Raw genomic sequence first — 22,879 nt, 5'->3', positions numbered from 1 at the left:
CGCGTCTAGCCTTTTGCAAAACACAACTGTACAAACGAAAACGGCAAAAAACGTCCGGAGCCAAATGCCCGAACGTTTTTTGGCGTGTCTATCCTTTCACCGCACCCATCGACAGTCCTTTCACCAAATAGCGCTGGACAAAAAACGTAAAGAGGAGCGGCGGCAGCACAGAGAGTGCGATCGCGGCGGCAATGTCGCCCCAGCGGATGCCATAAGCCTGGATGAACAGCGTGGACCCGACCGTCGTCGTCATCGCTTTCACATCGCTTAAGATGCGCACGAATAAAAACTCGTTCCAGGTGAAAATAAACGTGAGAATGGCGGCCGCAGCCACGCCGGGTGCGATGAGCGGCAAGACGATCCTGGTCAAGATGGCGGTGGGCGCGCATCCGTCCATGACCGCTGCCTCTTCCATTTCTTTGGGCAGCTCCTGGATGAACCCGACCATCAATAGCAGCGTCAACGGGATGTTCATGATGACGGCCACCCAGATGAGTCCGGTCGTATCGAGCAACCCGACGAACTGAAACATGGCAAAATACGGAATGGCAAAAACGATCGGCGGCAGCAGCTTCAGACTGACGATGAAAGAAAAGAAGCGCCGGCTCCCCACGCCGTATCGCACCATGGCATAAGCGGCAGGCAAGCAGATGGCAACAGTCGCGACGCTGGCGGTGCCGGCGATCAGGAAGCTGTTGAGGAAAAATTGGCCAAATGGATAGCCGGAGCTGGAAAAAACGGACTGATAATGCTCGAATGTCGGCAAAAAGGCCCACTTTGGCGGAAACGAGGCGATGTCGCCTTCCGTTTTCAGCGAGGTGATGAAGTCGAGCAAGAGCGGGGCGAGAAAGATGGCGAGCGAACAGGCGAGCAGCAGCCAAAACAAGATTCGTTTTACGATGTTCACACGCCTTCCCTCCCATGCTTCACGACATATTTCATCGCCAATCCGAGAACAGGAGCGAGGACGAACGTCAGCAAGATGCTCGCCGCGCTCGCTTCTCCAATGTTTCCTTCCAGAAAAGCTTTTTTGTAAATGAACAGACTTACGCTGGTCGTCAGTTCGCCGGGCCCGCCGTTTGTCAGCACATAAATCATGTCGTAAATTTTGAACGCATCGATTCCGCGCAAAAAGGCTGCGGTTGCGATCGTTGGAACGAGCAGGGGAAGCGTGATGGTGGCAAACGTTTGCCACGCTGTCGCTCCGTCGACCCTGGCCGCCTCATACAACTCCTCGGGGATGGTCGTCAAACCGGCATACACGATGATGAACACAAAGGGAACCCACTGCAACGCGTCGATGATGACGAGCGTCGCCCCCACCCATGTGGGGTCAAACGGATTCAACAAAATCCCCAATCGTGAAAAATAATACGGGATGAGGCCGACGAATTCGTTGAGCATCAGCCGAAAGATCAGGGCAAAGAGCGAGGGGGCGACCATCAAGGGAAGCAGCAAGAGGCTGGTCGCGATACCTTTCCCCCGGAACGATCTGTTAAACAGCACCGCAAGCGCAATGCCTGCGACAAGCTCTGCGACGGTTGCCAGCAGGGCGAATTTGGCGCTGTAGGCGATCGATCCATAAAACGATGCGTTCGTCAGCGTCGACGCATAGTTGTGAAGGCCGATGAAGGGCGCCGCGTCGGAGGACAGGCGGGCATCGAGCAGGCTGACCGAATAGGCGTACAGCGTAGGGAAGGCAACCAGTGCGAGCACGACTGCTGCTAGCGGGGCCAGCATCCAATACGCTTCACGAGGCGCTTTTTTCACGCGGTTACTTTCCAATCAGCTTGCTCACCTCGTCTTGCGCCTGTTTTGCCGCTTGATCCGCGTCCGCCTGCCCCGCCCAAACGGCCGAAAAATGCCGCGCCAGCACTTCGAGGATCGGGAAAACCTGGCTGCCCGTGTCGGCGACGTATCCGTATTTGTCGACGTGCTCGGCGATGAAAGGGAACTCGGGACGCTGGTCTTTCATGCCGTTTAACACGTCTGCGACAGGCGGGATGCCGCCGTTTTGGGCATACGTTTTCATCGCCTCCTGTGTAGCCAAATATTGCAGCCATTTCAGAGCGGCTTCCTGTTTATCCGAATGGCTGTTGATGCCGACGCCAAGGGCGTGCACATGTGTCACATGCTTGTCGCCAGGGATCGGCGCGATTCCGACTTTGTCAAAAACTTGCCCGCTCTTGGCCTGATCCGTCAATTCATGGTAAGCCGCGCCCCATTGCAAAATGAATGCAGCCTTGCCCGTCTGGAACGCCTGATTGGTTTCCGGATATTCAAATGTGGAGGCAGCAGCAGGGGAGATGCCGTTTTTCATGATGTTCGCGTACACATTCAACGCTTTTCTCGTTTCCGGCGAATCAAAATTCGGCTTGCCATCGCCTGTGTACCAGCTGCCGCCGAATGAGTAGAGCACGTCATCCCAAATCATCACGTTGTAAATCAGGTTTTTGGCCTGCAGCGCGGTCCCGTACTGCGTAGGAGAGTCAGGGTTCAAGCTTTGGGTGAAAAAGGCGGCGGTTGCGGTGAAATCATCCCAGTTCCATTCGGCTGGCTGCTTTGGCACAAGCTCTTTGCCAACTACCTTCAGGCTGATCTCCTTGTATTTGGCTTGCCACGCCGGATCGGCCAACAGCTTCTCGACCAGGTCTTTGCGGTAATACATGAAATGATTGGATACGTCGGTCGGAATGCCGTACGTTTTGCCATCGTTTTTCAAAGAGTCAATGGTGGTGCCGATAAACAGCTTCAGCTGATCGCCGAGCTTGTCGTCCAACGGAACCAGATCGCTTTTTTGCTCGCCGACTTTATAGCTGGCGGTGAAATACACATCGACATCTTTGTTGTCGGCCGACATCATCGCCGCTTCTTTTTCCCAGAAGCCTTCGCGCGGAGCCGGAGCCATCTTCACCTCGACTCCATCCTGTGCGCCTTTGGTCTGGTTATAGTTGTCGATCACTTTTTGCATCGCTTCGCTTTCGGGTCCAGGCCAATAGAGCATGGTAACCGTCTGTTTGGCAGGTGCTGCCGCTTGGCTGCCCGTGTCAGTGCCACCGGTAGCAGCTGGTTGCTGCTGCTGTGCCGCTGGTGAACTGCAGGCGGAAAGACCGGCGAAAAGACCCAGTGTCACCACGGCGGACAGCCATTTTCGTTGCTGTTTCAATACGTTCGCCCCCTCGATTTGGTTGATGAAAAGACCAGACTGGCAGCGCCAAGCAGCATCGATTCGTCGCGTAATTCTGATAATTCCACAGAAAAATCAAGCGCTGCGGCGTGACTCAGCTGACGGACCACTTGCTGAGCGATGATCGGCAGAAATGGCGCCAAGCTTTGGGCAATGCCGCCGCCGAGGATAACCTTGCGCGGATTGAGCAGTGTCGCCAATGAAGCGATGCCGGATGACAGGTCGCCGACAAATTCGTCACGCATCGCCTGTGCTGCCGGATCACCGGACTGTGCTTCCTGCAAAATGGCGCTTGCGGTTTTGTGGATGCCGTACGTTTCGTAAAACCGTTCGGCCAGCGCGCGCCCGGATACGTAAGCTTCCAGACAGCCTGATTTCCCGCAGGGGCAGAGGCGACCGCCATGGCGGAGGATGAGATGACCGATCTCTCCGGCAGCGCCATTCGCCCCGCGAACCAGCTTCCCTGCGGAGACGATGGCGCCGCCGACCCCGGTGCCGAGCGCGAGGCATACGAAATCGGCAATCCCGCGTCCCGCGCCGTGATGCTGCTCGCCCAGCGCCATCGCTTGCACATCGTTGACGACTTGGACGGGGAGGGCGTAACGGGCGGTCAATTCATCGCGCAGCGCAATTCCTGCCCAAGCGGGAAAGGTGCTGGTCGCAGACAAAATCTGACCGGAAAGACCGATCTGTCCCGTCGCACCCACCCCGATGCCGCAAGCGTGGGCGACGCCCAACTCATCGATCAATGCCATGATCCGCCCCATAACGGCCGTGCCGCCCTTTGCAGCATGCGTCGGAAGCTCCGCTATGCGAAGCACTTTTCCGTCATCGCGAACCAATCCGCCGCGAATCTTCGTCCCGCCGACATCGATCCCGATCGCAACCTTCATGGTTTCATCCCTTCGACGAAGCGGCGCGTGATTTCTTGCGGACGGGTGATCGCACCCCCGACGACCACGCAAAAAGCGCCGAGCAAAAGAGCCTGTTTTGCCTGTTGGGGCGTATGGATTCTCCCTTCCGCAACCACCGGTACATGCAGCGTCGACACCAGATCTTGCAAGAGCGTAAAATCCGGCTCCTGCATATGGTCGGCTGTTTCCTGCGTGTACCCGGACAACGTCGTGCCCACGAGGTCGCAGCCAAGCTCCTGCGCCCGCAGCCCTTCCTGGGCGGTGGACACATCCGCCATCACATACGTGCCGAGCGTCGTTTTGATGAAGGCGATCAATTCTTCCAGCTTTTCCGGGCGGCTTTGGGTGGTCGCATCGATCGCGATGATGTCGGCACCTGCATCATGGACGGTTTGGGCTGCCTGTTTGGTCGGCGTGATGAACGCGTCGTAGCCGGGCAGCTTTATTTTGTGAATGCCGATTACAGGCAGGTCGACGCTTGCCTTGATCGCTTTGATGTCAGCATAGCCGTTGGCGCGGATACCGACGGCGCCGCCCGCCTTTGCCGCCAAGGCCATCCGTTCCATAAACTGCGCGCCATGCAGCGGCTCGTCTTCGAGGGCCTGGCAGGATACGACCAGACCGCCTTTTAATGTCATCAGCATCGTAGCTTCCTTTCGTCTGTGAAATGGGGGCGGCAGCCGTCGCTAGTACGCCTTGTCGGCGACGGCTTTTGCCGCTTTTTCCTTGTAGTAGAGCGCCTGATCCTTGATGCGGAGCGCCACGCCTGTATACAGCAGGTCGATCACATGAAGCTGGGCGATTTTCGCAGCGAGCGAGCCGCCTTGCAGCGGTGCTTCCCGTCCGCCGTTCAACAGGACGACATCGGCGAGCTTGGTAATCGGGGAACGGGCAAAATGCGTGATCGCGATGACATTTGCCTGATTGGATCGGGCGATCGCCAACGCATCGACCGTGTCTTTGGTGCTGCCGGAAATGCTAAAGCCGATGGCCAGATCGTGCTGGCCGAGCGTGGCCGCCGCCATCGCCTGATGGTGGGAATCGAGCGAAGCGTCGACGGAAAGGCCGATCCGCATAAACCGGCTTTTGGCATCCAGCGCGGTGATGCCGGAGACGCCGGCACCGTAGAAATGGATTTTTTGGCTGGCGAGAATCATCGCAATGGCTTGATCAAGCACCTGCGGATCGATCATCCCGGTCGTTTCCGAAATGGCCTGGATGTTGGAGACATTCACTTTTTGCATCGTGACCAAAAACTCGTCGCTCTCCTCAATATCGCCGTGCAGGTTTGTAAGCGGATTGACCGCATCTTTGGCCAGTGCAAGCTTGAACTCCTGGTAGCCTTTGAAGCCGAGTTTGCGGCAAAAGCGCAGGACGGTCGTTTCGCCGACATCCGCCTGTTCAGCGAGGTCTGTGACGGATAAGTACAAAATTTCATCAAAACGCCCTTGCACATAGTCGGCAACTTTCTTCTCCGATTTGGTCAATGACTTCAAATAGCTGTTCAATTTGGCGGTGAATTCACGAACGGGAACAGGCACGCTCACTTTTTTGACATGACCTCCTTGGTTGTCGGGCTTTTTTTGTGGTTACCATACGATATACAGAAAGTGTGGAAATATCCTTCTTTTTTTCCGCAAAAAGCGGAGATTGTTGCCGACCGGTGCAACCGGTTATTAAGTTTTGGCAACAGTGAACGGGACAAAACCACGTTTTGATTTCGTTGAGAGCGGGCGGCAATCGCTTTATAGTAAAGGCAAGAAAACGCATTCATTCCAAGTTGTTCGCAATCGGAAAAAATCAAGGGAGGGTTCAATGATGGCAAATGTGGCAACAAAAGACCAATCTTCCGGCGGGCTGCGCGTCTCGGTTCAAAAGTTCGGGAGATTTTTGAGCGCGATGGTGATGCCAAACATCGGTGCGTTCATCGCATGGGGCTTGATCACCGCGCTGTTTATTCCGACAGGCTGGCGGCCGAATGAACAGCTGGCAAAACTCGTCGGGCCGATGATCACCTACCTCCTGCCGCTGCTGATCGGTTATACGGGCGGTAAGATGGTTCATGATGTGCGCGGTGGCGTCGTCGGTGCCGTAGCGACGATGGGGGTCGTCGTAGGCTCGGACATCCCGATGTTCTTGGGCGCGATGATCATGGGGCCGCTCGGCGGTTGGGTCATCAAAAAGGTGGACAAACTGTTCGAAGGCAAAATCCGTTCCGGCTTTGAGATGCTGGTCAACAACTTTTCCGCCGGGATTATCGGCGGAGCGCTGACGCTCCTGGGCTTTCTTGCGATCGGGCCGGTCGTGCTGGGGCTTAGCAAGGCGCTTGCGGCAGGCGTGCAGGTGATCGTCAATGCAGGCTTGCTGCCGCTGGTGAGCATCTTCGTCGAGCCAGCCAAAATTTTGTTCCTGAACAACGCGATCAACCACGGTATTTTCAGCCCGATCGGACTTGATCAGGCGGCGAAACTGGGCCAATCGATCTTTTTCCTGCTCGAAACGAATCCGGGTCCCGGCCTTGGCATTCTGCTCGCGTACTGGCTGGTGGGCAAAGGCAATGCCAAGCAGTCTGCACCAGGGGCTGTGATCATTCACTTCTTTGGCGGTATTCATGAAATCTACTTCCCGTACATTTTGATGAATCCGCGCTTGATCCTCGCGGTAATCGGCGGCGGGATGGCGGGCGTCTTCACCTTCACCCTGCTGCATGCAGGACTGGTCGCGCCGCCATCGCCAGGCAGCATTTTCGCGCTGAGCGCCATGGCGCCTCGCGGTGGCTTGCTGGTCGTGTGGGCAGGGGTTGCGGTCGCGACGATCGTATCGTTTGTCATCGCCTCCGTCCTGCTGAAAACAAGCAACCAAGCCGATGAGGACGAGCTGGAGCGCGCAACGGAAAAAATGCAGGAGCTGAAAGGCAAGCAGCAACCGGCAGCGGCACAAGTGAGCGCAACAGCGGAGAAAACGGCGGCGGAAGTCAAAAAAGTTGTGTTTTCCTGCGATGCGGGCATGGGTTCCAGTGCAATGGGCGCCGCTTCCTTGCGCAAAAAGTTCAAGGACAAAGGAATCGAGGTCACGGTTATCAATACGGCGATCAATGACATTCCGGATGATGCGGACATCGTCATCACGCACAAATCGCTGACAGAGCGCGCGATCGTGAAAGCGCCGAAAGCCGAGCACATCTCCATCGAAAACTTCTTGAGCAGTCCGGAGTATGAAAAATTGGTAAATCGACTGAGCTAAGGGAATCAACGCTAGTGAAAACTAGCGTTATCCCTCTTTGTCATACACAGACGCCAAAGCGCGGAAAGGGGGTGGGGCGATGCGGGTAACCGCAAGACAGCGGTCCATCGTCGAGTTTTTGCTGGAGGAACAAAAAGAGGTGACGGTCGGGACGATTGCGGGGCACATCGGTGTCAGCGCGCGGACCGTCCACCGCGAACTCGATGCGATTGAACCGATCGTGACGGAGCACGGGCTCGCGCTTGTGCGCAAGGCGGGAGCAGGCGTCGAGCTGCAAGGCACAGACGAACAGAAGCAAGCATTGCGCGAAGCGGTCTTGTACCGGCACGTCGCGATGGATTTCACGGCGCACGAGCGCAAAATCATGATTCTGTGTTCGCTATTGGAAGCGACCGAGCCGGTCAAGCTGATTTCGCTCGCGATCGATCTGAAGGTAACTACGGCTACGATCAGTCACGATCTGGACGATTTGGAGACGATGCTTGCCCGCTATGAGCTTTCTCTTTTGCGCAAGCGGGGATATGGCGTGGAGCTGCAGGGGACGGAGTCAGCCAAACGGCGTGCCATCAGCCGATTGATCTCCGAGAATCTCGATGAGCACGAACTGATCGGTCTGATCAAGGCGAACATCCAAAACAAAGCGCTGCCGGATATCGATTCGGTTTCGGAGCGCCTGCTGGGCTTGATTGACAAAGATAAGCTGATCCGCGTGGAGCTTGCGCTGAAGCATATCGGCGAGGATTTGCACTATCCTTTGGCAGACAGCGCTTACCTCGGGCTGGTCACGCATCTGGCCCTCGCTGTCGAGCGGGTGGAAAAAGGGGAGAGCATCCTTTTTGATGAACAGACGCTCGCCGAGCTGGAAGGGACGCCGGAGTACGAGGCGGCGGAAAACATCATCGACCGGCTGCAGCAGATGTTCGGGCTGGAAATGCCAAAGGCGGAAATCGGCTACATCACGATGCATCTGCGCGGTGCCAAGCTGCGCAGCTCTCCGGAAGCAGCCATGTGGCCGGAAAATGCGGAGCTGCTCGCCGCAACACAGCGTCTGATCCAGTTTTTCGCGGAGCGTCTCGGCATGCCGCTTAAGGAAGACCATTCCCTGTTCCACGGGCTTTTGACCCATCTGGAGCCGGCGCTGTACCGATTGAAGCGCAACATGGGCATCCGCAATCCGATTTTGGACCAGATCAAGACCAACTATCCCGACTTGTTTGCGGTGGGCAAAGAGGCGGTTGCACAAGTGTTTCCCCATCTGAACGTGCCGGATGAGGAAATCGGCTATCTCGTCATGCACGTAGGGGCGGCGGTGGAACGCACGATCCAGGAAAACAAGCGATACCGGGCATTGGTAGTTTGCTCGAGCGGGATCGGGTCGTCCAAAATTTTGGCGATCCGCATCAAGAAAGAGCTGCCGGAAATCATCAGCCTGCAAAATCTTTCGATGTTTGAGGTCGGCCGCATCCCGAAAAGCGAGTACGACGTGATCATTTCCACGATTCCGCTGCCGCTCGCCGAACACGATTATTTGGTGGTCAGCCCTTTGCTGCCACAGGAAGACATCCAAAAGATCAAGTTTTACCTGCACAGTCTCGATCAGGCGCACGTGGTGCAAGCCAAGCCCGAGAAAGGCGCGACAAAAGCCGGGCAAGAGCCGCTTATGCGTTTGAACGCCATGCATCGCTATGCGGGTTATGCCGTGGAGATTGTCGACGGGCTTGCCATCCATTCATGGGGCAACGATGGCGAAAGCCTGGAGAAGACGCTCCTGCGCATGTGCGAGCAGCTGTCCCGGGACGGCGCGATTCTGCAGCCTGCGGGCGTAGCCAGGCAGCTGCTGCAGCGCGAAAAGCTCGGCGGACTCGGCATTCCGGAAACGAGCATGGCGCTGTTCCACGGCAAAAATCAAGAAGTCACCCGCACGTCATTCACCGTCCACCGACTGTCGGCGCCATTACGGCTGAAATCGATGAATGAAGAGGAGATGAGCGTCGATACGCTGCTTCTGCTGCTCGGACCGGAAGATGTGCCGCGGGAAGGACTGGAAGTGTTAAGCGAGATCAGCTCGATGCTGATCGAAAGCGACATGCTGGATGTGTTGAAATCAGAAGACCCCCAGCCATTGGCTGACTATATAGCAGGCAAGCTGTATGCTTTTTGCCGAAAAAAGATAGGATTGGAGCGTGTACACTAAGATGTCCACAACCGTACTGACGACAGAGAAAATCATGCTGAATGCAAGCGTTGCAACAAAAACAGAAGCGATTCGCCTCGCAGGCGAGCTTTTGGTGAAGGCCGGACATGTGACGGAAGCCTATGTGGAAAAAATGCTGGAGCGCGAGCAACTGCTGACAACGTATATCGGCAGCGGCGTAGCGATTCCGCACGGCACCAACGAATCCAAGCAGGAGATCCAATCGACAGGGATTTCGGTGGTCCAAATTCCGCACGGCGTCGATTTCGGAGAAGGAAACACCGCCTATCTGGTGATCGGGATCGCAGCGGTCGGCGATGAGCATCTGGAGATTCTCTCCAATATCGCGATCATTTGCTCCGAGGAAGAAAATGTGAAACGCGTCATCGAGGCGACACGGGCCGAAGACATCATCGCGCTGTTCGAAGAGGGGATGTAAACATGCTTGCCGTACATTTTGGAGCAGGAAACATTGGCCGCGGATTCATCGGGCTGCTTTTGCATCAGGCCGGGTATGAAGTGGCATTCGTCGACGTGAACAAAGCGCTGGTGGCTGAGTTGAACCAGCGGAAGGCATACGATGTGCAGCTGGCGGACCCGAATACGCAGCATTTGCATGTGCAAGGGGTTCGCGGCATCGACGGCCAGGAGGTGGAACTGGTCGCCCAAACGATCGCTTCCGCGGATCTGGTCACGACGGCGGTCGGACCGAACGTGCTTCCGCATATCGCAGCCGCCATCGCACAGGGCATCTCCCGGCGCCTTGCAGCAGGCGGGCAGCCGTTAAACGTCATCGCGTGCGAAAACATGATCGGCGGCAGCGCGCAGTTGAAAGAGCATGTTTACGGACATTTGTCCGAGGAAGAACAAGAACGCGCGGATCGGATGATCGGCTTCCCGAATGCGGCGGTGGATCGCATCGTGCCGCTGCAGCATCACGAGGATAAACTGTTGGTTACCGTGGAGCCGTTTTACGAATGGGTCGTCGACCGCTCACAGGTGAAAGGTGAGCTTCCGGCCATTTCGGGCATCACGTATGTAGACGATTTGGCACCATACATCGAGCGCAAGCTGTTCACTGTCAATACCGGCCATGCCGTCATCGCCTATCTCGGCTACCAAAAAGGCTATGTCACGATCGATCAGGCGATGCGAGACAAAGGAATCGCGGATGCCGTTCGCGGCGCGTTGCGTGAAACAGGTGCGCTCCTGGTGGCAAAGTACGGGTTTGACCAGGAGCAACACAATGCGTACGTCGCGAAAATTTTGGAGCGCTACGCCAATCCGCTGCTTTCCGATGATGTGACGCGGGTAGGGCGCTCCCCGATCCGCAAGCTGTCGCCGAATGACCGTCTCGTCGGTCCTGCAATGCAATGCATGGAGCGAGGGATCGTGCCCCAGGAGCTTGGGCGTGCCATTGCAGCAGCGCTGCTGTTCGACTATCGCGAAGATTCGGAGGCGCAGCGCATCCAGCATGATCGCAGCGAGTGGGGAATCGAGCGCGTCCTGCGCGAGTATACGCACATTCCGGCCGGCCATCCGCTGGAGGCGATTGTGCTGCAGCATGTTGCATCGCTTCAAGCGAAAGCCGAATCGAACTGAGGGGGAGGGGAACAGCCGTGTCCCAAACGATTACAGGAGTACAAGCATCGGCAGGAATCGCGATCGGCAAGCCGTTTTTGCTGGCCAATCCACAGCTGCGCATCACGACGGTTTCCATCGACGATACAGCTGCCGAAATGACACGTTTTCAACAGGCGCTCGATCGGGCCAAAGACGACCTGCGTGCAATCAGCCAACAGGTGGAAAAAGACATGGGCGCGGATAAAGCGGAGATTTTCAATGCCCATTTGCTAGTCCTGGAAGACCCGGAGCTGGTCGGTGCGGTCCAGTCGACAATCGAGCAGAAGCGCGTGAATGCGGAAAGCGCCCTTGATGAAGTGGCGCAAGGCTTTATCAGCTTGTTTGAACAAATGGATAATGACTACATGCGGGAGCGCGCCGCAGATATTCGCGATGTGACCAGACGCGTGCTGTCGTATTTGCTGGGCGTAAACGCGATGTCTGTCAGCCAAATGGCGGAGGAAGTGATCCTGATCGCGGAAGATTTGACCCCGTCCGATACGGCACAGCTCGATCGGCGTCTGGTCAAAGGCTTTGTCACCGACATCGGCGGCCGCACGTCCCATTCGGCGATTATGGCCCGCTCGCTGGAAATCCCGGCGGTGGTAGGAACGCGGGAGATCACGACCGCAGCCCGTACGGCACAGATGCTGATTTTGGACGGCCATGAAGGAATTGTGATCATCGATCCGAGCGACGAGGAAATCGCCGCCTATCAACGGAAAAAAGCGGAGTTCGAGACGCAAAAAGCCGAGCTTGCCAAGCTGGTGCACAGCAAAACGATGACCCGCGACGGCGTCCATGTGGAACTCGCCGCCAATATCGGAAGCCCGCAAGATTTGGCCGGCGTGCTGGCAAACGGGGCGGAGGGCATTGGGCTTTTTCGCACGGAGTTTTTGTACATGGGCAGGAACGATTTCCCGTCGGAGGAAGAGCAGTTTGCCGCCTATCGAGAAGTGCTGGAGAAAATGGCGGGCAAGCCGGTCGTCATCCGCACGCTTGATATCGGCGGCGACAAGCAGCTGTCCTATCTCGATTTGCCGGAAGAGCTGAACCCGTTTTTGGGCTTCCGCGCGATTCGGCTGTGCCTCGATCACGAGGAGCTGTTCCGCACCCAGCTGCGCGCATTGTTGCGGGCGAGCGTCTACGGCAATCTGAAAATCATGTTCCCGATGATTGCGACGCTCGATGAGTTTTTGCAGGCCAAAGCTGTGCTGGAATCGGTGAAGGCAGAGCTGACGGCGCAAGGGGTGGGCGTGAGCGATGCTGTGGAAGTGGGCATCATGATCGAGATTCCGGCAGCCGCCATGATGGCAGACCAGCTGGCAGAGGAAGTCGATTTCTTCAGCATCGGCACAAACGACCTGATTCAATATACGATGGCGGCAGACCGGATGAACGAGCGGGTTTCCTACTTGTATCAGCCGTATCATCCGGCTGTGCTGCGCCTGATCGACCGCGTCATCAAGGCGGCGCATGACAACGGCAAGTGGGTCGGCATGTGCGGCGAAATGGCCGGCGACCTGACCGCCATCCCGATCCTGCTCGGGATGGGACTGGACGAATTCAGCATGAGCGCTGTAAGCATTTTGCCGGCCCGCAAGCGGATCAACCAATTGGGCAAAGCCGAAGCGGCGGCCCAGACGAAGGCGATTTTATCGCAGCGTTCCTCCGAACAGGTCGAGCGCTATGTAAAAGAAGCATTTGCTACCAGTGAATCGTAAGGAGGACCACCATCGTGATTGAGAAAAAAGTCGTCGTGCAGCTGTCACATGGCCTGCACGCAAGACCAGCGGCCGCATTCGTCAAAGCTGCCGCAGGATTTACCAGCGAGATTTTGCTTGTAAAGCAGGAAAAGCGGTTCAACGGCAAAAGCATCATGGGCATCATGTCGGCGGCGATCGGCAAGGGAGAAGAAGTGACGCTGATTGCAGATGGTCAGGATGAGAAAGAAGCGATTGCCGCTTTGGAGAGCGTGCTGCTCGAACAGGAATAGGATCGCGCTGCCGAAAAGGCGAATGGATAGGCCCCTCGTGATGAGGGGCTTCATCGTGCTTCCCGCTCACACCAAAACCGCTCTACCCCCGGATATTTCTCCCCCAAACTCTTCACCGTAAATCCGCAAGACCGGTAAAATCCGACGGCGCTGGCATCCGTCTCTGCACCGAGTGCTGTCAAAGAAAAGCGCTGCATCGCGTCGGCGAGCATACGCCTGCCGATGCCTTTGCCACGCGCGTCCGGCTGAACCGCCACATGCATGATGACCGCCTTCGCTGCGTGTGCCAGATCAAGCCCGATACAGCCGATGAGCACCCCCGCTTCTTCCATCCCGACCATCACCATGGAGTCGGAATGCTCATAGCGCGCGGCAACCTGCTGCAGTTTCTCCAAGGTCGGAGCGCCGACTGCATGGGCAAGCAGGGCAAGCACGTCATGTTCATGCAGCCGCTCTTTCAAATCGATCATGGGTCAATCTCCTTCCTTTTTGTTCGTGTTTGTTCAGAGAGATTCGTTTTCCTCATACCTAACAGAGCATCCATCCGTGTTTTACATATACTGCTCACGAAAGGAGGAGTCGTGTATGCATCACCCGTTTTATTTTCCCAATAGGGGCTATCTTTTGCCGCTTCCCTATCCGTATCATCCGAATTTTCAGAGTGTACAATATCGCCATCTCCCCCCTGTATATGCGGGTAAAACCTTTCGATACGATTACGAAGACGGCAATGTATTTATCATCCAGTTCTTTGACGCTACTCATCGGCATGATGTAGGGATTGCCGGACCCCATAAAGGTTTCAATGGTTACTATACGTTCGATTACGTGGAGATTGCGCCTCGCGTATACTTTATGTATTGGCTGGAGGAAGTCTACACGGTCAGCCAAGTTGCAGATTTTAATCGAATGCGAGTCTATACCCATTATACCTATGATGCAGGGGATGTTCGTAAAAGTTTATTTCATTCCGGCACCATAACCGAACTAGGCAGCTTCCCCGCGTAATCCCAACGCCTCCGTTTGCCCGCCCAGGCCGTGCTTTCGTTCGACAGAAAGCTGTATGACAGTTCCATCGATCATCCAACAGAACGAAAACCCGCATCTAAGCCCGGTGAGCCAATGCGGGTTTTGTTTGGATTCGTTTTTATACGGGTTAATTATCCGATCTGACACCCCGATGAATCCACCGCGTGATCACGGATACGCAACGCATCTCCCCAACTTCAAAGAATCGGTTATAATAGACCAAAATAGCTGACGATGCGGGTGAGACAGATGCAGAAAAATGATCAGGCGGACAAAAATCGAAAACTGCTGCGCAAGGAAGTGGAAGGGCTGCTGGCATTGATCACAGTGCCTGTTCTCGTTGTCGACGCGGTTGGACAGGTGCTGCACGCCAATCCTGCCGCTGAGAATGTGTGGGGACGGTCGCTTGTGGTGCTGCTCAACCAAAAGCTGCCTGCGCTCATCGATACACCGAAGCTGCTGGACTGTGTAAAGCGCGGAAAGCCGTTGCGCGATTGTTCCGTCGATCTGCTTGATCATGGGGGCAAACGGCACCCGTATGCCTGCCGGCTGGACCCGCTGATCATCGATCGGCAGGTGGAAGGGGCGATTCTCCAGTTTACCAGCCAGACGGTCGAGACGGAGCATGAGAAAACGCGAAAATATACAACGCGCTACACGTTTGCGGATATTCGGGGCAACAGTCCGGCGATCGCAGGCTTGAAGGAAAAAGCGAAAAAGATCGCCAACAGCCAGTCGACCGTGCTGATCCGCGGGGAGAGCGGCACAGGCAAAGAGGTGCTGGCCCAATCGATCCATGCGAGCAGCGCAAGGCGGGAAGGGCCGTTTGTCGCCATTAACTGTGCCGCCATACCGGAAGCGCTATTGGAAAGCGAGCTGTTCGGCTATGAGGAAGGGGCTTTTACCGGCGCGAAAAAAGGCGGAAAGCCGGGACGATTCGAGCTGGCGCTGAATGGCACGCTGTTCCTCGATGAAATCGGAGATATGCCGCATTATTTGCAGGCCAAGCTCCTCCGCGTCTTTCAAGAGCGACGGATCGAGCGGGTAGGCGGCTCGGAAAGCATTCCGGTCGATGTGCGGCTGATCGCGGCGACACACAAAGATTTGGAAGGAATGATCGCGAGCGGCCAGTTTCGCGAAGATTTGTTTTATCGCTTGAATGTGATTCCGTTCTACATCCCGCCGCTGCGCGAGCGCAAGGAAGATTTGTACGACCTGATCCAATATTACATGAAATCGTTTGGCGAAAAACTGGGCAGGGAGCCGAAGCGCTTTTCCACGCAGGCGATGAAATGCCTGATGGCGTATCAGTGGCCAGGCAACATACGCGAGCTTGAAAACTCGCTGGAATATATCGTGAATCTGGAAATCGGCGATTTGGTGACGATCAACAGCTTGCCTGCTTCGATCCGGGAGTTTTGGACAAGCAAGGAAGCCGCAGGCGTGCCGGCTGACCCTTTGCCGGAGCATGCGGCAAATCAGCAGAATGATCTGACAGTTTCGTCCGCGACTGTCGCACAGCTCGGCAATGACCAGGACGAGGAGCAGTTGATCGTGGAGGCGATTCAACGATTCGGCAAAAGCACCGAAGGGAAGCGCAAAGCAGCGGAGTCGTTGGGGATGAGCGTAGCGACGCTCTATCGCCGCCTGAGCAAGTACGGCCGCAAATAAAGCGCAAAACAGACCGCATCCGCGCATGGAAAGGCTGGGATGAGCACATGATGAAGCACAAACTGAAAGAAAAAGACGTAGATGCCTTGGCATGCGGCGCAATGTTTCTCGGATCGGGCGGTGCTGGCGATACATCGCTGCTGCAAATCATGGCCAAGCAGGCGATTCGGGAAAACGGGCCGGTTCCCTTGCTATCGCCCTTTGATCTGCCGGATGATGCATGGATTGTATGCAGCGGGCTCATGGGGTCGCCTGCCATTCACTTTGAAAAAATGATGTCCGGTGATGAATTGGTGGTCGCCATGCGCGTTTTGGAGCGAGAACGGCACATTCAGGCGATGGCGATCGCGGGCCTTGAAATCGGCGGTATCAATGCGATGGCACCGGTTGTTACCGCAGCCAAAATGAGCTTGCCGCTCATTGATTGCGACGGAATGGGCCGTGCGTTCCCGCAGTATCAAATGACGACCTATCATGCGTTCGGGGCCAGCACAGTACCTTTGGTGATCTGTTCCAACGAAGACGAGTGGCGCTATTTCAGCGGATCGTCCAACAATGAAATCGAAAAGGCAGCGCGCTATGTCCTGCCGGAGATGGGCGGTTCGGTGGCGGCAGCCTGCGTCCCGATGACTGCGGCAATGATGCAGGAAGCGGCGCTTCATCACACCTTTACCGTTGCGAAGCGGCTCGGTGAAAGTGTCATTGCGGCAGGCGCGGACGTGCATCGCGTAGTTGCGAACCTTTCGGGTGTCCTGCAAAACTCCATCTACGGCAAACCGCACAAGCTGACGGAAGGAAAGATCGTGGAGCTGCAGCGCTACTTGCAGGACGACTTCATGCGGGGAGAGCTGGTGATCGAAGGGACGGGCTTTCATCACAGCGAGCAGATTGAGGTGCAATTCCAAAGCGAATATTTGCTGGCGAAGGAAGGGAAACGGGCCGTCGCCATGGTGCCGGATTTGATTTGTGTGCTTGATGCCGACAGCGGGCGACCGCTTTTGATCGAGGAGCTGGAGCTTCACATGAAAGTATGGCTGATCGCCATTCCCGCCCCCGTGCTTTTGCGGCATCCCAAGATGCTGGATGTGGTGGGGCCTTGGAATTTTGGCGTGAGCGATACGTATATGCCTGTGGAGCAGCTGGTTGCGGAAGCCGGAGACTGGAGGTGAGCGCAGCATGTATCGACTGGGAATTGATGCGGGCAGGATGCAAACGACAGGCATTTTGATGGACGCGCAGGATCGGATCGCGGCGATTGCGAAGGAGCCTGTCACCACCGGACTTGTTGCAGGACTTGCGCGCGTGCTGGAGCGGATGGTGGGCGTGGGCGGGGGCAACAATGTACCTATCGAAAAAATCATCATCGGCACCGATTTTTTTGGCGAGGCGCTTTTGGCAGGCAAGCGGCTGGCGAAAGTAGCCGCCATCCGGATCGGGCAAGCGCGCAGCACGATCCCGCCCCTGTACGGCTGTGTAGGCCGGGTGCGCAGCGCGATTGCGGTGGATGAATATTTTTTGTACGGCGGCCATGAGATTGACGGGAGAGCACATGAGCTGGAATGGCAACAAGATGAGTTCAAGCGGTATGTGCGCACCTGCCGCGAACGCGGTGTCGAGTCGTTTGCGATCACGGGCACGTTTTCTCCGCTTGCACAAGATCACGAGGCGCAGGTGGCAAGCTGGATTCGCGAGGCGGCGGGCGAAGCATGTCCGATTACCATGTCGCATGAGCTTGGCAGCCTCGGTTTTCTGGAACGGGAGAACGCCGCGATTTTGAATGCGTCATTAACCAGGCTGATCCAGGCGTCGCTTGCGGGCGTGAAAGAGCAGATTGACCGCTTTCACATCCAGGCGAAACTTTTTTTCACGCAAAATGACGGTTCGCTCCTTTCGTATGACGCGGTGCTGAGCCATCCGATCCGCACGTTTGGCTCGCACATCTCCAATTGCTTCCGGGGAGCCTCCTTGCTCGCGCGACTTCAAGACTGTGTGATCGTCGACGTCGCGAATGACGCGGCGCGCATCGGGCTGGTGGAAGGCGGATTTCCCAAGGAGAAGCGGCGGAATCAAACCATTGCGGGCGTGCGCGTCAATTTGCAGATGCCCGATGTGATCGAGGTCCGGTTTCCATCATCAGGGCATATGGTGCGCGATGAATGGCTGGAGGAGATTCATCAGGCGATCCAGCGGTTTCAGCCTCGCTTTGATCCGTATCCGATCGTTTTCGTCGGGGAGGAGAGCGAACGAATCGCGGCTGCGTACAAATACCCATGGGTCGATGTGCTCCATCCGCAACACTTTCCGCTTGCCAGCACCGTCGGGGCGTGCATGGCGCCGATCAGCGGCAGGGTGGACCGCATTTTTTGGCTGGAGGAAATGAGCCGGGAGGAGACGATGGACTTGGCGAAGCAGGAGGCGATTCACAGTGCGGTGAGAGAGGGAGCAGACCCGCAGACCGTGTTCGTGCAAACCGCTGAAATCATCCCGCTTTCCTACATGCCAAGCAAAGCGGTACGTGTGCGTGTGAAAGCGATCGGAGACGCATTGCTGTAGTTGTTGCAGCTTGCGAAAGAAATGAGCAGGAGGACGTGATTCGAGCAGCCGGACGTGCGCTGCTTGGGTCACGTCTTTTTTTTCTCAGCTCCATGTTCACGATAGTTGGTGTGAGAAATTTGCGAAAACGGGAGAAAAACTGCGAAATATGAAAATATCGAATGATTATTTGCGGATGTCTCCGGATGAATGCGTGCGAAAAACAAGCGCACGGTTTGCCCTGTGCCCGTTATTTGAGAAATCATCGCTATTTTCAGTCGATTTTATGCGTATTTCAGGCTGGCACAATAGTTGCTTTTTCTAGAGTGTGTGAAAACGATGGGAGGTGGCTTTCCCGGATTGATGGGCAAATTGCGGGGGCATGGGTGAAAGCCAGCGCACAGCAAGAAAGAGTGAAGAAAAAGGGGGCGGTTACACATGGCAGGTCATTCAATGGCAGACGATTACTCGCTCGGCAGGGTCCCTGCAGAGGCGAGAGTGTCGATGTGGGAGATTTTGGTGATTCGAATCGGGTCTTTTACTTCTCTTAGCCAATTTATTTTGGGGGCATTTCTCGGTTATGGCATGAGCTTTTGGGATGCGGCGCTGGCCAGCTTGCTGGGATTGATTTTGCTGGAAGTGATCACGCTGTTCATCGGATTCGCAGGCGCGCGCGAGGGATTGTCGACCAGCTTGCTGACGCGGTGGACCGGATTCGGCAAATATGGCTCGAGCATGATCAGCTTTGTGATTGTCGTCGGCACACTCGGGTGGTTCGGGGTGCAAAACTCGGTATTCGCCAAAGGACTGAACGATGCGCTGAACGGCGCGCTCGGCTTTCCGCTGGCGGCGACGCTGACCGGGCTGTTCGTCACGGCGATCGTGATTTTCGGCTTCAAGTGGCTCGGAATCACCGCCAAAATCGCTGTTCCCGGGTTTTTACTGGCCGTCGCATACGGAATCTATCATGTTTTTGAAAGCCAATCGCTCACCGACTTGATCGCGTCCGCACCGCCAGGACCGCCGATGACGCTTGGCATGGGCGCCACGATGGTGGCCGGCAGCTTCATGATTGGCGCGATCCTCACGCCAGATATGACGCGCTACTGTCGGAATAACAAAGATGTCGTCTGGTCCACGCTCATCTCCATTATCGTAGGGGAAATCATCATCAATCTGATCGCCGTCCTGATGGCGCACGCCGTCAAAAGCAGCGACGTCGTTACGATCGCGCTGCAGACGTCCGGCGTGCTCGGCGCAGCTACCGTCATTTTTGCAACGGTCAAAATTAATGACATCAATTTATACTCGGCTTCATTGGGAATAACCAATATCATCGATTCCCTTTTTGGCAAAAAAGTCAATCGCGGTGTAATCACGCTGATTGTCGGCGTGCTCGGCACCATCCTGTCTGTTTTGGGAATATTAGATCAATTTGTGAATTTCCTCGTTTTCATCGGCATATGGGTGCCGCCGATCGGTGGGGTGATGGTTATCGATTATTTCGTTTTGAAGCGAAGCAGAAACATGCTGGATGAAAGCCGGAAAAACGGTGAGCTGCCGGCGGTATGTGAATCGATCAATCCGGTGGCACTCGTCGCCTGGGCGCTTGGATTCGCCACCGGGTACATCGTGGAATGGGGCATTCCATCGATCAATTCGCTACTCATAAGCGCCATCGTCTACTATGTGGGCATGAAGCTGTTCGGCGCGTCGCTCGATCAGAAGCTGAAGCAGGCGTACATGGATCAAGCAAGCTAACATGGAAGCAAAAGGAGCGAGAAACGTGAGAAAAATCGGGAAGCAAGAAATCGAAGACATTGCGGTCGGCGCAGCCCTGCTGGGGACAGGAGGCGGCGGCGATCCGTACATCGGGAAGCTCATGGCGCTGCAGGCCGTCGAAGAGTTCGGACCGATTACATTGCTGTCGGTCGACGAAGTGCCGGACGATGCGCTTGTTGTCGCATCCGGCGGGATGGGGGCTCCCACCGTATTGGTCGAAAAAATTCCGAGCGGCGAAGAAATTACGCAAACGTTCGCCGCATTGGGCAAATACATGGGCAAGGACGTGTTCGCCACCTATCCGATCGAAGCGGGCGGAATCAATTCGATGCTGCCGCTGGCGCTTGCCGCCAAGCTGGGGCTGCCGGTTGTCGATGTGGACGGCATGGGCCGCGCCTTCCCCGAGCTGCAGATGACGACTTTTTATCTGGACGGCATCTCGGCGACGCCGATGGTGCTCGCCGATGAAAAAGGCAACATCACGCTGATGGATACGATCGACAACACCTGGACCGAACGGATCGCCCGAAGCGTCACGGTACAAAAAGGCGGATCGGCAACGTGCGCGATTTATCCGATGTACGGTCGAAACCTGAAAGAAAGCGGCGTTCATCATATTTTGACGCTGGAAGAGGAAATCGGCCGTGCGCTTCGACTGTCAAAGGAAAACAACCTCAATCCTGTCGAGGAAGTGCTGAAGCTTACGAAAGGCTATGAGCTGTTTTGCGGAAAAGTGGCGGATGTCAACCGGAAAACCGTCGGCGGCTTTGCGCGTGGAACCGCGCAGCTGGAAGGGATTTTGGCGTACAAGGAGCAGAAGCTGGAACTGTCTTTCCAAAACGAGCATCTGCTCGCCAAAAGCGGCGATCGGGTGCTGTGTGTGACGCCTGACCTGATTGCGGTGCTGGATTCGGAAACCGGCATGCCGATTACGACCGAAGGCTTGCGCTATGGCGCACGCGTCATCGTCATCGGAATTCCATGCGATGCCAAATGGCGGACGGAAAAAGGCTTGGCGACATGCGGGCCGAAATACTTCGGTTACGATGCAGCCTATACGCCGGTGGAAGAGTTGATTGGGAAAGGGGTTATGGCAAAATGAAGTACCGGATTGGAATTGACGTAGGCGGCACGCATACCGACGCCGTCCTTTTGGATGCGGAGTACCGCGTGCTGGCGCAAACCAAAACATCGACAACCAGCGATGTCAGCTCAGGCATCTATGCGGCGATGCGCGAGGTGATTGCCCGGTCAGGGGTGCCGCGCGACCAGATCGCCTATGCGATGCTCGGGACGACACACTGTACCAATGCGATCGTGGAGCGCAAACGGCTCAACAACATCGCGGTCATTCGCATCGGCGCTCCTGCGACGATGGCGATCAAGCCGCTGGTCGGCGTGCCTGATGATTTGCGAAAGCAGCTGGGGCAGCGCGTTTACATCGTGCGCGGCGGTCACGAGTTCGATGGCCGGGAACTCACGCGTTTGGACGAGGCGGAATTGTACCGAATCGCCGAAGAACTCAACGGCAAGGTCGACTCCATCGCCATTGCGTCCGTCTTTTCGCCGGTGTCCAAAGACCACGAGCTGCGCGCAGCCGAAATTTTGCGCGAGGTGCTGGGCGACGAGATTCCGCTTTCGCTCTCCTATGAGATCGGCAGCGTCGGTCTGCTCGAACGGGAAAACGCCACGATTTTGAACGCAGCGATCGTGAATGTGGCGAAAACGACAGCCTATGGCTTCATCGAGGCGCTGAAAGCGGAGCAGGTCAACGCCCGCGTCTTTTTCGGGCAAAATGACGGCACGCTGATGAGCATCGAGTATGCCGTGAAATACCCGATCCTCACCATCGGCTGCGGCCCGACGAACAGCATCCGCGGCGCCTCCTACCTGTCCGGCTTGGCCAACGCGCTGGTCGTCGACGTCGGAGGAACGACGACAGACATCGGCGTGCTCGTCAACTCGTTCCCGCGCGAATCTTCCCTCGCCGTCGAGATCGGCGGTGCGCGCACCAATTTCCGCATGCCCGATTTGATTTCCATCGGGCTCGGGGGCGGCACGATCGTGCGCATTCAGGACGATGGCAGCTTCACGATCGGACCGGACAGCGTCGGCTATCAGCTGCCGGAAAAAGGGCTTGCGTTCGGCGGCGACACATTGACCACGACCGATGTCATCATCGCGCTCGGTAAAGCGGACCTGGGCGATGCAAGCCTGGTCGCGCATCTGGATCACCAGCTGCTGGAAAACGTCTACACTCGACTGGTCGAAATGGCCGAGGAAGCGATCGACAAGATGAAAACGAGCGCCGAGCCTGTACCGATCATTTTGGTCGGCGGTGGCAGCGTCCTGCTGCCGGATGAGCTGCAAGGCGCATCGGCCGTCATCCGTCCGGAAAACTTCGGGGTCGCGAACGCCATCGGTGCGGCGATTGCCCAGATCAGCGGCCAAATCGATCGCGTCTTCTCGCTCGATGAGATGGATCGCGAAAAAACGGTCGAGGCGGCCAAGCGCATGGCGATCGACGAGGCAATCGCGGCGGGAGCGGAGGAGTCCACCGTTGAAATCGTCGAGTTCGAGGACATCCCGCTGTCCTATTTGGGGAACGCGACGCGAATCCGCGTGAAAGCGGCGGGCACGCTCAAAGCGGCTGCGGAAGTGACGAATCTCGCCTGACGTATGGATGAAAGAAAACTTGTGAGAGTGTT

At 56.3% G+C, this 22,879-nt stretch carries 20 protein-coding genes; 13 read left to right on the top strand and 7 right to left on the bottom strand.

Annotated features, from left to right (window positions below):
• Positions 1–88: 88 nt before the first annotated feature.
• Genes ACTID9_RS18000 through ACTID9_RS17975 form a run of 6 tightly spaced genes read right to left on the bottom strand, consistent with a single transcriptional unit; the run spans position 89 to position 5,648 of the window.
• Complete coding sequence (locus ACTID9_RS18000; RefSeq protein ID WP_441066196.1) at positions 89–907, bottom strand: carbohydrate ABC transporter permease; 819 nt, start codon at positions 905–907, stop codon at positions 89–91.
• The gene (locus tag ACTID9_RS17995) at positions 904–1,785 is read right to left on the bottom strand and encodes a carbohydrate ABC transporter permease (protein WP_441066194.1); all 882 of its coding nucleotides are present in this window, start codon (positions 1,783–1,785) and stop codon (positions 904–906) included. The genes ACTID9_RS18000 and ACTID9_RS17995 overlap by 4 nt, the downstream gene beginning before the upstream one ends.
• The gene (locus ACTID9_RS17990; RefSeq protein WP_441066193.1) at positions 1,775–3,166 is read right to left on the bottom strand and encodes an ABC transporter substrate-binding protein; all 1,392 of its coding nucleotides are present in this window, start codon (positions 3,164–3,166) and stop codon (positions 1,775–1,777) included. The genes ACTID9_RS17995 and ACTID9_RS17990 overlap by 11 nt, the downstream gene beginning before the upstream one ends.
• The gene (locus ACTID9_RS17985; RefSeq protein WP_441066190.1) at positions 3,163–4,080 is read right to left on the bottom strand and encodes an ROK family protein; all 918 of its coding nucleotides are present in this window, start codon (positions 4,078–4,080) and stop codon (positions 3,163–3,165) included. Before ACTID9_RS17985 ends, ACTID9_RS17990 begins: the two co-directional genes overlap by 4 nt.
• Positions 4,077–4,745 (bottom strand): N-acetylmannosamine-6-phosphate 2-epimerase, encoded by a 669-nt coding sequence (locus ACTID9_RS17980; RefSeq protein WP_441066188.1) that lies wholly within the window; start codon positions 4,743–4,745, stop codon positions 4,077–4,079. The genes ACTID9_RS17985 and ACTID9_RS17980 overlap by 4 nt, the downstream gene beginning before the upstream one ends.
• Before the next feature lie 42 nt (positions 4,746–4,787).
• Complete coding sequence (locus ACTID9_RS17975) at positions 4,788–5,648, bottom strand: MurR/RpiR family transcriptional regulator (protein WP_441066186.1); 861 nt, start codon at positions 5,646–5,648, stop codon at positions 4,788–4,790.
• A gap of 271 nt (positions 5,649–5,919) precedes the next feature.
• Between ACTID9_RS17975 and ACTID9_RS17970 the strand changes: the two genes are divergently transcribed.
• The 6 genes from ACTID9_RS17970 to ACTID9_RS17945 all read left to right on the top strand — a co-directional run bounded on the left by ACTID9_RS17970 (position 5,920) and on the right by ACTID9_RS17945 (position 13,157).
• Positions 5,920–7,344 carry a PTS mannitol transporter subunit IICB gene (locus ACTID9_RS17970; protein WP_441072633.1) on the top strand — a complete coding sequence of 475 codons (1,425 nt, stop codon included), beginning with the start codon at positions 5,920–5,922 and terminating at the stop codon, positions 7,342–7,344.
• Between the two features lie 79 nt (positions 7,345–7,423).
• Positions 7,424–9,538, top strand: a complete 2,115-nt coding sequence (locus ACTID9_RS17965) for a BglG family transcription antiterminator (RefSeq protein WP_441066184.1) — start codon at positions 7,424–7,426, stop codon at positions 9,536–9,538.
• A gap of 1 nt (position 9,539) precedes the next feature.
• On the top strand, positions 9,540–9,977 hold the full coding sequence (locus ACTID9_RS17960) for a PTS sugar transporter subunit IIA (protein WP_441066182.1): 438 nt from the start codon (positions 9,540–9,542) through the stop codon (positions 9,975–9,977).
• A gap of 2 nt (positions 9,978–9,979) precedes the next feature.
• A complete protein-coding gene (locus ACTID9_RS17955; protein ID WP_441066180.1) occupies positions 9,980–11,140 on the top strand; it encodes a mannitol-1-phosphate 5-dehydrogenase in 1,161 nt (386 codons plus the stop codon).
• Between the two features lie 17 nt (positions 11,141–11,157).
• Positions 11,158–12,885 (top strand): phosphoenolpyruvate--protein phosphotransferase, encoded by a 1,728-nt coding sequence (gene ptsP, locus ACTID9_RS17950; protein ID WP_441066178.1) that lies wholly within the window; start codon positions 11,158–11,160, stop codon positions 12,883–12,885.
• A 14-nt stretch (positions 12,886–12,899) separates the two neighbouring features.
• Positions 12,900–13,157: an HPr family phosphocarrier protein gene (locus tag ACTID9_RS17945; RefSeq protein WP_441066176.1), complete on the top strand. Its 258-nt coding sequence runs from the start codon at positions 12,900–12,902 to the stop codon at positions 13,155–13,157.
• Positions 13,158–13,207: 50 nt separating this feature from the next.
• Here ACTID9_RS17945 and ACTID9_RS17940 read toward each other — a convergent pair whose 3' ends face one another.
• Positions 13,208–13,627 carry a GNAT family N-acetyltransferase gene (locus ACTID9_RS17940; protein ID WP_441066174.1) on the bottom strand — a complete coding sequence of 140 codons (420 nt, stop codon included), beginning with the start codon at positions 13,625–13,627 and terminating at the stop codon, positions 13,208–13,210.
• Between the two features lie 115 nt (positions 13,628–13,742).
• Between ACTID9_RS17940 and ACTID9_RS17935 the strand changes: the two genes are divergently transcribed.
• The 7 genes from ACTID9_RS17935 to ACTID9_RS17905 all read left to right on the top strand — a co-directional run bounded on the left by ACTID9_RS17935 (position 13,743) and on the right by ACTID9_RS17905 (position 22,847).
• Positions 13,743–14,165, top strand: coding sequence for a MoaF-related domain-containing protein (locus ACTID9_RS17935; RefSeq protein WP_441066172.1), 423 nt, complete (start codon positions 13,743–13,745; stop codon positions 14,163–14,165).
• 270 nt (positions 14,166–14,435) lie between these two features.
• Entirely contained in the window at positions 14,436–15,857 is a 1,422-nt protein-coding gene (locus tag ACTID9_RS17930; RefSeq protein WP_441066169.1) for a sigma-54 interaction domain-containing protein, read from the top strand.
• Positions 15,858–15,904: 47 nt separating this feature from the next.
• Positions 15,905–17,026 (top strand): DUF917 domain-containing protein, encoded by a 1,122-nt coding sequence (locus tag ACTID9_RS17925; RefSeq protein WP_441066167.1) that lies wholly within the window; start codon positions 15,905–15,907, stop codon positions 17,024–17,026.
• 7 nt (positions 17,027–17,033) lie between these two features.
• A complete protein-coding gene (locus ACTID9_RS17920; RefSeq protein WP_441066164.1) occupies positions 17,034–18,410 on the top strand; it encodes a hydantoinase/oxoprolinase N-terminal domain-containing protein in 1,377 nt (458 codons plus the stop codon).
• 417 nt (positions 18,411–18,827) lie between these two features.
• Positions 18,828–20,150, top strand: coding sequence for a purine-cytosine permease family protein (locus ACTID9_RS17915; RefSeq protein WP_441066162.1), 1,323 nt, complete (start codon positions 18,828–18,830; stop codon positions 20,148–20,150).
• 25 nt (positions 20,151–20,175) lie between these two features.
• Positions 20,176–21,273: a DUF917 domain-containing protein gene (locus ACTID9_RS17910; RefSeq protein ID WP_441066161.1), complete on the top strand. Its 1,098-nt coding sequence runs from the start codon at positions 20,176–20,178 to the stop codon at positions 21,271–21,273.
• The gene (locus ACTID9_RS17905; protein WP_441066159.1) at positions 21,270–22,847 is read left to right on the top strand and encodes a hydantoinase/oxoprolinase N-terminal domain-containing protein; all 1,578 of its coding nucleotides are present in this window, start codon (positions 21,270–21,272) and stop codon (positions 22,845–22,847) included. Before ACTID9_RS17910 ends, ACTID9_RS17905 begins: the two co-directional genes overlap by 4 nt.
• Positions 22,848–22,879: the final 32 nt, after the last annotated feature.

It is taken from the genome of Brevibacillus fluminis (genome assembly GCF_052072235.1).
Lineage (GTDB): Bacteria > Bacillota > Bacilli > Brevibacillales > Brevibacillaceae > Brevibacillus_D > Brevibacillus_D fluminis_A.
This window is presented reverse-complemented; position numbering and strand designations above follow the sequence as displayed.

Bases quoted from the DNA above. Each gene is read 5' to 3' on its own strand.
- ACTID9_RS17985 (WP_441066190.1), bottom strand. From the start codon at position 4,080: ATGAAGGTTGCGATCGGGATCGATGTCGGCGGGACGAAGATTCGCGGC.
- ACTID9_RS17980 (WP_441066188.1), bottom strand. From the start codon at position 4,745: ATGCTGATGACATTAAAAGGCGGTCTGGTCGTATCCTGCCAGGCCCTC.
- ACTID9_RS17970 (WP_441072633.1), top strand. From the start codon at position 5,920: ATGGCAAATGTGGCAACAAAAGACCAATCTTCCGGCGGGCTGCGCGTC.
- ACTID9_RS17965 (WP_441066184.1), top strand. From the start codon at position 7,424: ATGCGGGTAACCGCAAGACAGCGGTCCATCGTCGAGTTTTTGCTGGAG.
- ACTID9_RS17960 (WP_441066182.1), top strand. From the start codon at position 9,540: ATGTCCACAACCGTACTGACGACAGAGAAAATCATGCTGAATGCAAGC.
- ACTID9_RS17955 (WP_441066180.1), top strand. From the start codon at position 9,980: ATGCTTGCCGTACATTTTGGAGCAGGAAACATTGGCCGCGGATTCATC.
- ACTID9_RS17940 (WP_441066174.1), bottom strand. From the start codon at position 13,627: ATGATCGATTTGAAAGAGCGGCTGCATGAACATGACGTGCTTGCCCTG.
- ACTID9_RS17935 (WP_441066172.1), top strand. From the start codon at position 13,743: ATGCATCACCCGTTTTATTTTCCCAATAGGGGCTATCTTTTGCCGCTT.
- ACTID9_RS17930 (WP_441066169.1), top strand. From the start codon at position 14,436: ATGCAGAAAAATGATCAGGCGGACAAAAATCGAAAACTGCTGCGCAAG.
- ACTID9_RS17925 (WP_441066167.1), top strand. From the start codon at position 15,905: ATGATGAAGCACAAACTGAAAGAAAAAGACGTAGATGCCTTGGCATGC.
- ACTID9_RS17920 (WP_441066164.1), top strand. From the start codon at position 17,034: ATGTATCGACTGGGAATTGATGCGGGCAGGATGCAAACGACAGGCATT.
- ACTID9_RS17915 (WP_441066162.1), top strand. From the start codon at position 18,828: ATGGCAGGTCATTCAATGGCAGACGATTACTCGCTCGGCAGGGTCCCT.
- ACTID9_RS17905 (WP_441066159.1), top strand. From the start codon at position 21,270: ATGAAGTACCGGATTGGAATTGACGTAGGCGGCACGCATACCGACGCC.